The following is a 13,320-nucleotide window of genomic DNA, read 5'->3' on the forward strand; positions in this document are numbered from 1 at the left end:
CCGATGCACCGCCGGACCCGCGCCCCTCGCTGGAGCGAAAGGGTTTCTGTCCATGGTTCCTGCCGACGACGATCCGCAGCGCGAGGTTTCGCAAGAGGACGAAGAAGCCCTCATGCGGGAATGGGAAGCCATGGCCGGCGGCGGCGGGGACGACGCCGGCGGGGGTGGCGGCGATGATGGCGATGACGCCGACGCCATGGCCGCCGAGTGGGAGGCCATGCTGGGCTCTTCCGACGGCGGCGGCGGCGACCTGGCCGACAGCGGCTCGGGCCGGGAAAGCACGCGCGTCCTGAACCAGGACGAGATCGACAGCCTGCTGGGCTTCGACGAGACCGACGACGAACGCCAGGAAAAGTCCGGCATCCAGGCCATCCTGAACTCGGCCCTGGTGTCCTACGAACGCCTTCCCATGCTGGAAGTCGTGTTCGACCGCCTGGTGCGCATGATGTCGACGTCCTTGCGCAACTTTACGTCCGACAACGTGGAAGTGTCGCTGGACAACATCCTGTCCCTGCGCTTCGGCGATTACCTGAACTCCATCCCGCTGCCGGCCATGCTGACGGTGTTCAAGGCCGAGGAGTGGGACAACTACGGCCTGATGACCGTCGACAGCTCCATGATCTATTCGATCGTGGACGTGCTGCTGGGCGGCCGCCGCGGCACCGCGGCCATGCGCGTGGAGGGGCGCCCCTACACCACCATCGAGCGCAACCTTGTGGAGCGCATGATCCATGTGGTGCTGGCGGACCTGTCGGCGGCCTTCGATCCGCTGTCGCCGGTGACCTTCCGCTTCGACCGCCTGGAGACCAACCCGCGCTTTGCCACCATCTCGCGCCCCTCCAACGCGGCCATTGTCGCCAAGCTGCGGATCGACATGGAGGACCGCGGCGGGCGCCTGGAACTGCTGCTGCCGTACGCGACGCTGGAACCCGTCCGCGAGTTGCTGCTGCAGATGTTCATGGGCGAGAAGTTCGGCCGCGACTCCATCTGGGAAACCCACCTGGCCGAGGAAATGTGGTTTACCGAGGTGGACATCGAGGCGGTGCTCGACGAACAGTGGATCAACCTGCGCGACATACTGAATCTTAAGGTCGGCAGCCGTATCATGCTGAACGCCACACCCGACAGCCCCGTGCAGATGCGCTGCGGCGACGTGCCCATGTTCTCGGGCCGCATGGGGCGCAAGGGCGGCAACATCGCCATACGGCTGGACAAGAAGGTCAAGCGCCAGATCGGCGGCTGACCCGCGCTAGGACCCCACCCATGGACTTCAAGCTCATCCTCGACATCATCGTGGTGTTGCTGCTGATCCCGACGATCGTGTTCGCGGTGATGCTCAACAACCGCCTGTCGGTGCTGCGCAAGAACCGCGACGAGCTGGCCCGCCTGATCGGCCAGTTCAACGAGGCCACGGTGCGCGCCGAGAGCGGCATCCCGCGCCTGCGCAAGGCGGCCGAGGAAGCGGGGAAGGGCCTGCAGGACCGGGTAGAGCGGGCCAATGCGCTGCGCGACGACCTGGCCTTCCTGTGCGAGCGCGCCGACGAGACCGCGACCGCGCTGGAGCAGACCCTGCGCGCCGCCCGCAACGAGATGAAGGCCGTGCCCGGCTCGGCGCTGAACGGCAACGGCAACGGCAACGGCGCCGCCGCCCCAATGCGCGAGCCGGGGGCACCGGCCCCCGGTCCGGCCCCGGCCTCGCAGGCCGTGGCGTCGGCCCGTCCGCAGGCGCCGCGGCCGCAGGCGCCGCGCGCGCCGCAGCCGCAGCAGCCGGCCGCCGGTGGCGGACCGGTCGCCGAGGGTCGGCCGCGCACCCAGGTTCCGGCGCCGCGCCCCGCCAAGGGCAGCAGGCCCCTGGCGCCGCCGGCCTCCAACCTGGGCGGCGGCACCGAGGACCTGACCCGCGCCCTGCGCGGCCTGGCCGAGGCGGCGGAGAGTTCGGCCGAGGATCACGAAGACGACACCCTGTTCTCGCCCGAGCCCGAACGCTCGGAGGCGGAACGGGAACTGCTGCGCGCCCTGCGCTCGGTCCGATGAGCGGGCGAGGGGACGGCGCGGCATGATGGTGGTGAAGACGCAAGGACAAGGCCGGGCGGCGGTGCGGGCGCGCTGTCGAACCGCCGACCATGAGACCGAGGGTTCGAGGGGCGAGAGATGGGCGCAATGACGCGATTGAGCATTCCCCGGCCACGGCTTCTGCCGGCGACCATCTTCGTCGCCGTGCTCATGCTGACGGTGCGGCTGGGCGACCTGTGGCAGGACTTCAACCGCCTGAACCTGGCGGACCTGTCGGTCGGCCAGACGACGGCCCAGGCGCAGGATGCCGGGGCGCCGCAGGCGCCGGCTCCGGCCCCCGCGCCCGAGGGCGGCGAAGGGGCGGACGCCGGCGGCATGCCGCCGGTCAGCGCCTCTCAGGTGGGTGGCCAGGCGCCGGCGCGGACGCCGGGTTTCGACGATCCGGTCCGCGATCCCGCCAACTTCACCCAGTCCGAAATCGACCTGCTGCAGAAGCTGGCCGAGCGGCGCGAGCAGATCGAGGCGCGCGAAAAGGAACTCGCGATGCGCGAGGGGCTTTTGCAGGCCGCCGAGACGCGAATCGACCGCAAGGTGGCGGAACTGAAGGAACTTCAGAACACCATCAACGGTCTGCTGCAGCAGTATGACGAGCGCGAGGCGGAAAAGGTCGCGCAACTCGTCAAAATCTACGCAACAATGAAACCGAAAGATGCGGCGCGCATTTTCAATGAGCTGGACATGCCGATCCTGATCTCCGTCATGGTCAACATGAAGGAGAGCAAGTCGGCGCCCATCCTGGCGTCCATGGATGCTGCGAAAGCGCGCGCCCTGACCGAGGAATTGTCCCGCATGCGACGACTGCCGGCCGAGGCCGGTGGGCAGGCGGGATGAACACGAGGCACCAAAAGGGTTGCCTCTCAAGGTGTGGTATTTTATGAGAAGCGGTAGTCTTTTCGCCCTATAACGGTTGCTGCCGCCCGGCTGTCGTAAACGGAGTCCAATATGGCTGTCGACAAGAATATGAAGGTCCTGATTGTGGACGACTACAAGACGATGCTGCGCATCATCCGCAATCTTCTGAGGCAGTTGGGCTTCACCAACATCGATGAAGCGACGGACGGCAGCGCCGCGCTTCAGCTGCTGCGCGCCAACGGCGCCGGCGGTCCGCAGGGCTACGGCCTGGTGATCTCCGACTGGAACATGGAACCGATGACCGGCCTCCAGCTGCTGCGCGAGGTGCGCGCCGACGCCAAGCTGAAGGGCGTGCCCTTCATCATGGTGACGGCCGAGTCCAAGTCGGAAAACGTTATCGCCGCCAAGGAAGCCGGCGTGTCCAACTACATCGTGAAGCCCTTCAACGCCGAGACGCTGAAGAGCAAGATGGTCAGCGTCCTGGGCGACTTCTGATCGGGCGCCGCGGGATGTGAAAACGCCGGCGTGCCCGTGCGGGGCGCGCCGGCGCCCGTCGGTGAGAGGGGGAGAACGGCCATGGCCGCGACTCGTGTCGATGAGGGCCTTGCGGCCCGCCTGGAGGAAATCCGCCGGGAGAAGGGGGAGACGATCGCGGTCGCCGAGGTGGCGGAAGTGGTGGAAAGCCTGCTGACCACCATGACCGGCGACCTGACCGCCGACGACGTCCAGCTCTACAAGGAGCTGGAGGGCCTGGCCCGCTACATTCATGCCGCCCGCGCGGAAATCTCCTCCATCAATCCCGGCGAGATCCAGTCGGACCTGCTGCCGACGGCGGCGGACGAACTGGACGCGATCGTGGAGGCCACCGAGAAGGCCACCAATCAGATCATGGACGCCGCCGAGGTGCTGGAGGAGGTGTCGGGCGACGTCGGCCCCGAGGTGGCCGACAAGCTGACCGACGCCACCACCCGCATCTACGAGGCCTGCACCTTTCAGGACATCACCGGCCAGCGCATCACCAAGGTGGTCCGCACCCTCAAGCAGATCGAGGAGCGCGTGGACGGCCTGGTGCGGGCGTTCCATCCGGCCGGCGGGGACGCCGCCGCCGCGGCCGCCCAGCCCGCCGACGAGGGACCGGTCAAGGCCGCCGGCGACACGCCCAGCGACGAGGACCTGCTCAACGGTCCGCAAGCGGCAGAGGACGCCATGAAGCAGGACGACATCGACGCCCTGCTGGCGGACTTCGACTGACCCTCCTGCGCGCCGACAAGCCCATGGAGCACTCCGACGACCCGACGCTGCACGGCTGGGCCGGCACGCGGCATGCGTCGCTGTCGCTGTTCCTGGCGCTATACCTGATGCTGCTGGCGTTCTTCATCGCGCTGATCGCCCATTCCACCTTCGAGGAACAGCGCAGCATGCGGGCGATGGACAGCCTGAACGCCACGTTCCAGCGCTTCGGCAGCACAGCGCTCGGCCGCTTCACCGGCGACGCCGGCACGATGGTGGCCGAGGCCCGCGCCTTCAAGACCACCGCGCGCGGCCTGTTCGAGGGCGCCATTCCCGCCGCGAAGGTCGAGGACGTCGGCCGCGGCCGGCTGCTGGACGTGACGGTGCCGGCGGAAAGCCTGTTCGAGCCGGGGCTGGCGGCGGTGCGGCGACCGCACCTGCGGCTGCTGGACCGGCTCGTGGCGGCCATGGCCTCGCCGCCGGAGGGCTACCGCTACATCATGGAATTCTTAACGGCTTCGGATTACTCTACGGGCGAAACTTCGGGCGCGCGCGAAACCCTGGCGCTCGACCGGGCGGGTTCGCTGGCGCGCACCATGGTGGCGCGCGGGGCTCCGCCCGACATGATCGTCGCGGGGGTCACCACGCGCGGCGCCGCCGGGCCGGACGAGGCCGTCTTCCGCTTTTCCCTGGTGGAGGCGGAGGCCGCCGACCTGGACTGGCAGGGACCGATCGCCGGCGCCACGACCGGCGGCGGGACCGAGAGAGAGAACGATCGCGCGGCGCGGCCGGCGGCGGAGTGAAGGGCGGAGATGGACGACGAGCTTTCCATGCACGAGCGCGGACCGGCGGCCTGGATGGTCACCTTCGCCGACCTCGTCATTCTCATGCTCACTTTCTTCGTCCTGCTGTTCTCCATGACCAGCATGAAGACCGAAACATGGGAGGCGGTCAGCACCGCCTTTTCCCGCACCATGCAGGTGGACCCCGCCCAGCCCGTCAACGAACGGTCCGTGGAGCATTCGATCACCGCGCGCCCCGTTCCCATCGCCATGAACCTGAACTACCTTGCAGCGGTGCTGGAGGAGACCCTGTCCACGGACCCGCTGCTCGGCCGCGCGCGCATCGCCATGGGCGGTGACCGCCTGGTGCTGGCCCTGCCCGCCGACGTGCTGTTCGCCGGTGCCGATGCCGGCGCCGCCGGCCGCCCCGTGCTGAGCGAAGCCGGAGCGGCCTCGCTGGCGCAGTTGGGCGGCGTGCTGGCGTCGCTGCGCAACCGTGTCGCCGTGACCGGCCATGCCGCGCCCACCGAGCAAGGTCAGGGACCGACCGCCGGTCTGGGCGGTCATACGTCGGGGTGGGAGTTGTCGATGGCGCGCGCCGCCGCCGTCGCCGATGCGCTGACCCGAGCGGGGCTGGCGCGGCCGGCGGTGATCCTGGGGCACGGGCCGACGCGGTCCGGCGCCCTGCCGGCGGACCTGTCGGAGGCGGAGCGGCATGCCTTCCAGCGCCGCGTCGACGTCGTCATTCACCAAGAGGCTGACAGCCGATGACCGGCCTGCCGAGCGCCCATAACCGCCCTGCGCGGACGACCCGGCCCCGCCGCCGCCGCGGGGCCGCCGCCGTCGTGTCGGCCGCCGCCCTGGCGCTGGCCTCGGCGCTGGGCGTGGCCGCCGTGCCCGGCCCGGACAACGCGGCGCTGGCCGCCACGGCCGTGCGCGCCGCGGCCCACGACGGCTACGGCCGCATCGTCTTCGACTGGGATCAGCCCGTGCGCTACGACGTGGAGACGGCGGCCGGCAGCCTGATCGTGTCCTTCGACCGGCCGCTGGGCGCCGACGCCAACCGGGTGCCGGCGGCGCTGGACGACTATGTGTCCGGCGTGCGCGTCTCACCCGACGGCCGCACCGTCACCATGCCGCTCAAGGGCAGCTTCACGCCGCGCAGCTTCACCATCGGCACGTCGGTGGTGGTCGACCTCATGGGCGGCCCGGCGCGGACCGAGGAACGGCCGGTGACCCGGCAGGCCGCCGCCGATCCCGCGCCGCCGCCGCCGCGCCTGCCGGTGCGCACGGGCGAGCATCCGGGCTTTTTCCGCGTCGTCTTCGACTGGACGCGCCCGGTCGACTACAAGGTCATGAGCAACGGCGAGAACGCCGTCGTCAGCTTCGACGACGAGGCGCGCATCGACCTCAACGCCTTCCGCGCCGCCATGCCCGAGGAACTGCGCGACGTGGGCGTGGAGCGCCGGGACGGCCGCACCCGCGTCACCGTGCCCCTGCCCGACGACGGCCGCGTGCGCCACTTCACCAGCGGTACCAAGGTGGTGCTGGACCTTTTGCCCCCGGCCGGCGCGCAGCCGCCCCGCCGTACGCCCGAGGAACGCGAGGCGGCGCCCGACGACGCCGTCGCCGCCGCGCCGCCGCCGCCCAAGCCGGCCGAGGACGCCGGTGCCCAGGGCGCCGGTGCCGAAGGCGGCGAGGGCGCCGACGATGCGCCGGCGCAGGTGCAGCCGCCGCAGGCGCTCGCCCAGGCCCGGCAGGCCGAGGAGGAGGCCGATCCGGGCGCTGAAGCAACGCCGGCCACCGCGCTCGCCCGCGCCCTGCGCGAGGCGCGCGGGGAGGAAGCCTCCGCCGAGGAACGCCGCCGCCAGATGGAGCAGGCCGCCGCCGAGATCGAGGCCGCCGAAAACGCCCGCGAGGCCGACGCGGGCGCCGAGGGCATCGCCACCGAGGAACAGCCCACGCCCGAAGGCCGCGCCCGCGTCGCCAGCCTCAGTTTCTCGTGGAATGAACCGACCGCGGCCGCCGTCTTCCGGCGCGGCGGCTACCTGTGGGTGATCTTCGACCGCTATCAGGAAGTGGACACCAACCTGTTGCGCCGCCTGGGCACGGGCGTCGTGCGCTCGGTGGAGCAGATCCCGAGCCGGGCCTCGACCATCGTGCGCATGGTCACCGAGCCCGGCTACAACCCCAGCGTCCGGCGCGAGGGCCTCTTGTGGATCGTCGACCTGATGCGCCAGCCCATGAAGGCGGCGACCCCCATCGAGGTCGAGCCCCAGCCGCAGAGCCCCATCGGCCCGCGCCTCTACCTGCCGGTCGCGGAGGGTGGACGGACGGTCACCGTGCAGGACCCCGAGGTCGGCGACCAGTTCATCGTCGTTCCCGTAATCCCGCTCGGCCACGGCATCTGGCCGGCGCGTCAGTACCCGGATCTGACCATGCCGGCGACGGCTCAGGGCATCGTGGCGATCCCCAACACCGACAAGGTCTCGGCGACCTCGACCCGCAACGGCGTCGACATCACCGCCCTGGGCGGCGGCTTGCGCCTGTCGCAGGATACCGCCCGTCTGGAAGCCATGGCGAACGTCGGCTCCGCCGCCGCCCTGACCCAGGTCTACGACATCGACGGCTGGATGCGCGGTCCGGCGGAGAACTTCACGCAGAACCGCCAGGATCTGCAACTGGCCGTCGCCAACGCCAACGGTGAGCGCCGCGACCGCGCGCGGCTGGAACTGGCGCGCTTCTACTTCGCCCACGGCTACGGGGCCGAGGCGCTGGGCGTCCTGCGCACGCTGGCCGACGAGGCGCCGCGCATGGTCAACAGCGCGCCCTTCCGCGCCCTGCGGGGCGGCGCCAACTTCCTCATGGGCCGCTATGACGAGGCGGTGGAGGACCTGAGCCACCCCAGCCTCGCCGGGATCGACGAGGCCGACTTCTGGCGCGCCGCCGCGCAGGCCGCGCTGGGCGATCCGGCGCTGCAGGCCCGGACGCTCCGCGAGACCGGCCGGGTCATCGGCAGCTATCCGCAGCGCGTCAAGGTTCCCCTGGCCCTCCAGGCGGCGGAAGCGGCGGTGGACGCCGCCGATGACCTCGCGGCCGTCAACTTCCTGGAAGCGGCGCGGAACGACTCCAACACGCCCGGCGAGATCGCCGCCATCACCTATCTGGAAGGCCGCCTGGACGAGGCCACCGGCGCCTATCAGTCGGCGGTGGAGAAGTGGGAGGAGGTCGAAAGCTCGACGAGCCGCCCGTACCGCGCCAAGGCCGGTCGCGACCGCCTGGAGCTGCTCTACAAGATGGAGCGACTCGAGCGCCCGGAGCTGATCGAGGGGCTGGAGAACCTGCGCTTCGCCTGGCGCGGCGGTCCGTTCGAGTTCACCCTGCTCATGCGGCTGGGCGAGCTGTACGCCGAGGAAGAGCGCTGGGCCGATGCGCTCCGCACCTACAAGATCGCGGCCAGCTATTTTCCCGAGCTTGAAGGCTCGGAACAGGCGGCCCAGGCCATGCGCGACATCTTCGACCGCCTCTACCTGGAGGGCGAGGCCGACGAGATGTCGCCCATCACCGCCATCGCGCTGTTCGACGATTTCCGCGAACTGACGCCGACCGGGGCCAAGGGCGACGAGATGATCCGCCGCCTCGCCGACCGGCTGGTGAGCATGGACCTGCTCGACCAGGCGGCCATGCTGCTGGAGCGCCAGGCCAAGTTCCGGTTGGAGGGCGTGGAGCGTGCCCGCATCGGCGGCCGGCTGGCGCTGGTCCACCTGCTGAACCACCAGCCGGAGGAAGCGGTGAAGGCGCTGCTGACCACGCGCGCGCCCAACATGCCGCAGCCGCTGGACCGCCAGCGCAACCAGCTGATGGCCCGTGCCCTGGCCGAGGTCGACCGCCCGCAGGAAGCCATCGAGCTTCTGCAGGGCGACGACAGCGACACGGCCAAGCTGCTGCGCGCGGAAATCCACTGGGGCGAGCAGGACTGGGGCGCGGCGGCGCAGGCCCTGGCCGAACTGGTGCCGCAGCCGACCCGCACCCTCGATCTGTCCACCACCCAGGCCCGCCGCGTCCTCGACTTGGCAACGGCGCTGACCCTGGCGAACAACGAGCGGGCGGTCTCCACCCTGCGTTCGCGCTACCTGGGCGCCATGCAGCAGACCAGCTACCGCGACGCCTTCGACCTGATCACCACCAGCCCGGCCGACGGCGTGATCGACTACCGCACGGTGGCCGACCGCATCAAGCAGGCGGAAAACTTCCAGAGCTTCCTGTCGGCCTACCGCGACCGCCTGGACCAGGGGGCCCTGTCGGCAATCAATTGAGGCAAAGTCGCGGCGGTTCATCCGCGCTGATCTTTGTTGCGGAGATGACACCGAATCGACAGAGCATTGCGGCGGGCGGCCGGGGCTTGGTCCTCGTTATTGGGGTGGTTCATTCCAGACGAGGATACGTCCCATGAAAAAGCTTGCCATTGCCGCCGCGCTCGCGGCCGGCACCGCGCTGTCCCTTCCGGCTCTGGCCGAAGGGACCGGCATGAAGACCGACACGCAATCCTCCGCCACCGGCACGCAGATGCAGACGGAGACCCAGGCGCAGCCAGACATGCAAACCCGGCAGCAGGGCGAGCCGGGGCAGGCCGCTGCCATGCAGCAGGGCGGGGAGGCGGCCGGGATGTCCGGCGAGAACCTGAGCGAAGACGAAGTCCGCCGGCTTCAGCAGGCGCTGAAGGATGCCGGCGCAGACATCGAGGTCGACGGCATTTGGGGCGACAGCACCGCCCAGGCCCTGAGCGCCTATCAGCGCGACGAGGGGCTCGCGCCCTCCGGCGAACTGGACCAGCGCACCATCGCCAGCCTGGGTGTCGATATCGAAGTCTCCGGCAGCCAACAGGCGGAAATCCCCGAGGAGAAGCCGGAGACTGGCGCGGGTGACGAGCCCGTCATGCAGTCGCCCGATACCGACGCGACGGGCGACGAACCGTTGGCGCAGTGACGGACGCTTCCGGGGGCATCTGCCCCCGGAGCCCCCGATCGGGAGGCGCAGCCTCCCGAGCCCTCCAGTTTTCTGTGAGTAGGGCTGTGCACTGCTCCAACTTCGCAGAAACTGGGTGGTTTGGAGAGCTGCGCCCTCCAAGCGGTGTGTCGCGCGGAACGCGCGAGGAGCGCACGGTGGCGGCAGCCCCGAGCGCGCAGCGCTCACGGAAGGGCCGGCGCCTTGCATGCGCCGGCCCTTCGCGCGTTACTCCTTCACGTACAACCGCCCCCCTTCCTCGCGGAACTTCTCCGACATCTGCGCCATGCCGTCCTCGGCGTCGGCCATGGCGCGCAGGTCGTGGGACAGCTTCATGGAGCAGAACTTCGGTCCGCACATGGAGCAAAAATGCGCCTGCTTGGCGCCTTCGGCCGGCAGGGTCTGGTCGTGGAACCGTTCCGCCGTTTCCGGGTCCAGCGCCAGGCGGAACTGGTCGCGCCAGCGGAACTCGAAGCGGGCGCGCGACAAAGCGTCGTCGCGCAGGCGCGCGGCGGGGTGGCCCTTGGCGAGATCGGCGGCGTGGGCGGCGATCTTGTAGGTCACCACGCCCACCTTCACGTCGTCGCGGTCGGGCAGGCCCAGGTGTTCCTTGGGCGTCACATAGCAGAGCATGGACGTGCCGAACCAGCCGATCATGGCCGCGCCGATGCCGCTGGTAATGTGGTCGTAGCCCGGCGCGATGTCGGTGACCAGCGGGCCCAGCGTGTAGAACGGCGCCTCGCCGCAGAGCGCCAGCTGCTTGTCCATGTTCTCCTTGATCTTGTGCATGGGCACATGGCCCGGCCCCTCGATCATCACCTGCACGTCGTGGTCCCAGGCGATTTTCGTCAGCTCGCCCAGGGTTTCCAGCTCGGCGAACTGGGCGGCGTCGTTGGCGTCGGCCAGGCAGCCCGGGCGCAGGCCGTCGCCCAGCGACAGGGCGATGTCGTAGGCGCGGCAGATTTCGCAGATCTCGGCGAAGCGCTCGTACAGGAAGCTTTCGCGGTGATGCGCCAGGCACCAGGTCGCCATGATCGACCCGCCGCGCGAGACGATGCCCGTCACCCGCCGCGCCGTCAGCGGAATGTGGGCCAGCCGCAGGCCGGCGTGGATGGTGAAGTAGTCCACGCCCTGTTCCGCCTGCTCGATCAGCGTGTCGCGGAAGACCTCCCATGTCAGGGCTTCGGCGCGGCCCTGCACCTTTTCCAGCGCCTGATAGAGCGGCACGGTGCCGATCGGCACGGGGCTGTTGCGCAGAATCCACTCGCGGGTGTCGTGGATGTCGGTGCCGGTGGAGAGGTCCATCACCGTGTCGGCGCCCCAGCGGATGGACCACACCATCTTGTCCACTTCCTCGGCGACCGAGGAGGTGACGGCGGAGTTGCCGATGTTGGCGTTGATCTTCACCAGGAAGTTCCGCCCGATGATCATCGGTTCGGTCTCCGGGTGGTTGATGTTGGCCGGCAGGATCGCCCGGCCGCGGGCGATCTCGTCGCGCACGAATTCCGGCGTGACGTGATCGGGGATGGCGGCGCCGAAGCTTTCGCCGTCGCGCTCCATCTTTTCCGCCAGCGCGTGGCGGCCCAGGTTCTCGCGGATGGCGACGTATTCCATCTCGGGCGTCACGATGCCCGCGCGCGCATAGGCAAGCTGCGTGACCGCGCGCCCGGCCCTGGCCTTCAGCACGGTGCGGCCGGTGCGGTCGAAGGCGGGGGTGGAGGACGCGGCGCCGGGGCGGCGGCCGTTGTCCTCGGGCTTGAGCGCGCGGCCGGGTACGGCCTCGACGTCCCCGCGGGCGCTGATCCACCCGGCGCGGAGCGGCGCCAGGCCCTGGCGGATGTCGATGGCGACGGCGGGGTCGGTGTAGGGGCCGGAACTGTCGTAGACGGCGACCGGCGCCTCGCCGCAGCCGGGCTCCAGGTCGATCTCGCGCTGGGCGACGCGGATGTCGGGGTGCCGCGTGCCGGGCACGTAGACCTTGCGGCTGGAGGGCAGGGGGCCGGTGGAAACGCGGAATGCGTCTGCCTGGGTATCGGGCATGGGTCAGATCTCCTTGCGATGCCTCGTCAGGAGATCCGGTTCGTGGTGCGCTTGGGGATGGGGTGCGGGCGAGATGGATCGCCCGTGGGTGACGACGGCTGAAATGCGCGCGTCGGCCTTCCTCCCTACGCCGGTCCAAACCGGATCAGGTTCGAAGGGTCTCCGCGGCTCCGAATGAACGGATCAGCGGACTCTCAGCCCCTTTGCCGGGGCTCCCCTGGAAACACGGCGATGGTGCGCTGGAAGCGGGCGCCCGTCAACATGTCGTTGGTCAGGCGCGGAAAACCGGGCCCCTGCTACAGGAGGCTCACCAGGGCCAGTCCGGCGGCGGCAATGAACAGGGTGGAGCCGGCGCCCAGCGCCAGCGGCCGCAGGCCCTTGGCGGCCAAGCGGCGGACGTCGGTCTCAAGGCCCATGGCGGCCATGCCCATGGCGAGCAGGAAGGGCGTGGCGGCCACCAGCGGCGCGCGGGCCTGGACGGGGAGAAGGTCGGCGCTGTTGATGCCGATCATCAGCAGGAAGCCCGCCACGAACCACGGCGCCGGCGCCTTTCCCCTCTTCGATGCCCCGTGCCGCCGCGCCGCCATGAGGCCGAGCACGATCACCACGGGCGCCAGCAGCACCACGCGCGACAGCTTGACGATGGTCGACAGTTCGCCGGCCTCGGTGCCACCCTGGAAGCCGGCGGCCACCACCTGGGCGACCTCGTGCACGGTGGCGCCGGTCCACAGACCGTAGACCAGCGGCTTCAGACCCAGCACCTCGGCAAGCCAGGGATAGGTGAGCATGGCGATGGAGCCGAAGACGGTGACGGCGGCCACGGCATAGGCCACGTCCTCGTCCGAACCCTCGGACACCGTGTTGGCGGCGATGACGGCAGAGGCACCGCAGACGCTGGTGCCGGTGGCCATCAACTCGGTCAGCGGCCGGTCCACGCCAAGCACCCGGCCGAGCCACAGGGTGAAGACGAAGGTCGCCGCCAGCGTTGCGACGACCACCAGCAGCCCCGGCCCGCCGACGGCGATCACCTGGCCCAGCGTCAGTTGCAGGCCCAGCAGCACGATACCGGCGCGCAGCACGCGCTTCAGGCTGGCCTTGATGCCCGGCACCAGCACGGCGGGCAGGCCGAAGATGTTCCGCAGGCCAATGCCGATGACGATCGCCAGGATCAGCGGGCTCACCGTCGCCATGCCCGGCAGGGCGCGCACCGCCATCGCCACCGCCGCAATGACGGCGGCCAGGGCGAGTCCCGGAAGGGCGGCGCGCAGCGGATCAAGGGTGCGGGCGGTGATGGCGCGGGTCTCGTTCATTAGGGGAATATGAAATAAGCAGTCGGCAT

The 13,320-nt window shown here is 70.1% G+C and carries 11 protein-coding genes and 1 riboswitch; of the genes, 9 read left to right on the top strand and 2 right to left on the bottom strand.

Features of this window, described 5'->3' with window-relative positions; translation table 11 throughout:
• Positions 1 to 52: 52 nt before the first annotated feature.
• From fliM to LG334_RS07595, 9 genes are all read left to right on the top strand, one after another.
• Positions 53 to 1,243 carry a flagellar motor switch protein FliM gene (gene fliM, locus LG334_RS07555; protein ID WP_404384832.1) on the top strand — a complete coding sequence of 397 codons (1,191 nt, stop codon included), beginning with the start codon at positions 53 to 55 and terminating at the stop codon, positions 1,241 to 1,243.
• Between the two features lie 20 nt (positions 1,244 to 1,263).
• Entirely contained in the window at positions 1,264 to 2,034 is a 771-nt protein-coding gene (locus tag LG334_RS07560; protein WP_404384834.1) for a DUF6468 domain-containing protein, read from the top strand.
• 126 nt (positions 2,035 to 2,160) lie between these two features.
• On the top strand, positions 2,161 to 2,904 hold the full coding sequence (locus LG334_RS07565) for a MotE family protein (protein ID WP_404384836.1): 744 nt from the start codon (positions 2,161 to 2,163) through the stop codon (positions 2,902 to 2,904).
• A gap of 111 nt (positions 2,905 to 3,015) precedes the next feature.
• Positions 3,016 to 3,420, top strand: a complete 405-nt coding sequence (locus LG334_RS07570) for a response regulator (protein WP_009542599.1) — start codon at positions 3,016 to 3,018, stop codon at positions 3,418 to 3,420.
• 81 nt (positions 3,421 to 3,501) lie between these two features.
• Positions 3,502 to 4,176 (top strand): protein phosphatase CheZ, encoded by a 675-nt coding sequence (locus LG334_RS07575; RefSeq protein ID WP_404384839.1) that lies wholly within the window; start codon positions 3,502 to 3,504, stop codon positions 4,174 to 4,176.
• 23 nt (positions 4,177 to 4,199) lie between these two features.
• A complete protein-coding gene (locus LG334_RS07580) occupies positions 4,200 to 4,958 on the top strand; it encodes a hypothetical protein (RefSeq protein WP_404384841.1) in 759 nt (252 codons plus the stop codon).
• Between the two features lie 9 nt (positions 4,959 to 4,967).
• Entirely contained in the window at positions 4,968 to 5,708 is a 741-nt protein-coding gene (locus LG334_RS07585; RefSeq protein WP_404384843.1) for a flagellar motor protein MotB, read from the top strand.
• Entirely contained in the window at positions 5,705 to 9,253 is a 3,549-nt protein-coding gene (locus LG334_RS07590; RefSeq protein ID WP_404384845.1) for a tetratricopeptide repeat protein, read from the top strand. The genes LG334_RS07585 and LG334_RS07590 overlap by 4 nt, the downstream gene beginning before the upstream one ends.
• Positions 9,254 to 9,386: 133 nt before the next feature.
• Entirely contained in the window at positions 9,387 to 9,923 is a 537-nt protein-coding gene (locus LG334_RS07595; protein ID WP_404384847.1) for a peptidoglycan-binding protein, read from the top strand.
• A 246-nt stretch (positions 9,924 to 10,169) separates the two neighbouring features.
• Here LG334_RS07595 and thiC read toward each other — a convergent pair whose 3' ends face one another.
• Together thiC and LG334_RS07605 are read right to left on the bottom strand one after the other, a co-directional pair.
• Complete coding sequence (gene thiC, locus LG334_RS07600) at positions 10,170 to 11,981, bottom strand: phosphomethylpyrimidine synthase ThiC (protein WP_404384849.1); 1,812 nt, start codon at positions 11,979 to 11,981, stop codon at positions 10,170 to 10,172.
• 105 nt (positions 11,982 to 12,086) lie between these two features.
• Positions 12,087 to 12,210, bottom strand: a riboswitch (TPP riboswitch).
• A gap of 67 nt (positions 12,211 to 12,277) precedes the next feature.
• Positions 12,278 to 13,291, bottom strand: coding sequence for a YeiH family protein (locus LG334_RS07605; RefSeq protein WP_404384851.1), 1,014 nt, complete (start codon positions 13,289 to 13,291; stop codon positions 12,278 to 12,280).
• Positions 13,292 to 13,320: the final 29 nt, after the last annotated feature.

Origin of the sequence: Caenispirillum salinarum (assembly GCF_044803115.1) — a bacterium.
In the GTDB taxonomy this organism is placed as follows: domain Bacteria; phylum Pseudomonadota; class Alphaproteobacteria; order Rhodospirillales; family Rhodospirillaceae; genus Caenispirillum; species Caenispirillum salinarum_A.

Bases quoted from the DNA above. Each gene is read 5' to 3' on its own strand.
- LG334_RS07585 (WP_404384843.1), top strand. From the start codon at position 4,968: ATGGACGACGAGCTTTCCATGCACGAGCGCGGACCGGCGGCCTGGATG.
- LG334_RS07605 (WP_404384851.1), bottom strand. From the start codon at position 13,291: ATGAACGAGACCCGCGCCATCACCGCCCGCACCCTTGATCCGCTGCGC.
- LG334_RS07590 (WP_404384845.1), top strand. From the start codon at position 5,705: ATGACCGGCCTGCCGAGCGCCCATAACCGCCCTGCGCGGACGACCCGG.
- LG334_RS07565 (WP_404384836.1), top strand. From the start codon at position 2,161: ATGACGCGATTGAGCATTCCCCGGCCACGGCTTCTGCCGGCGACCATC.
- LG334_RS07575 (WP_404384839.1), top strand. From the start codon at position 3,502: ATGGCCGCGACTCGTGTCGATGAGGGCCTTGCGGCCCGCCTGGAGGAA.
- LG334_RS07560 (WP_404384834.1), top strand. From the start codon at position 1,264: ATGGACTTCAAGCTCATCCTCGACATCATCGTGGTGTTGCTGCTGATC.
- thiC (WP_404384849.1), bottom strand. From the start codon at position 11,981: ATGCCCGATACCCAGGCAGACGCATTCCGCGTTTCCACCGGCCCCCTG.
- LG334_RS07570 (WP_009542599.1), top strand. From the start codon at position 3,016: ATGGCTGTCGACAAGAATATGAAGGTCCTGATTGTGGACGACTACAAG.
- LG334_RS07580 (WP_404384841.1), top strand. From the start codon at position 4,200: ATGGAGCACTCCGACGACCCGACGCTGCACGGCTGGGCCGGCACGCGG.
- fliM (WP_404384832.1), top strand. From the start codon at position 53: ATGGTTCCTGCCGACGACGATCCGCAGCGCGAGGTTTCGCAAGAGGAC.
- LG334_RS07595 (WP_404384847.1), top strand. From the start codon at position 9,387: ATGAAAAAGCTTGCCATTGCCGCCGCGCTCGCGGCCGGCACCGCGCTG.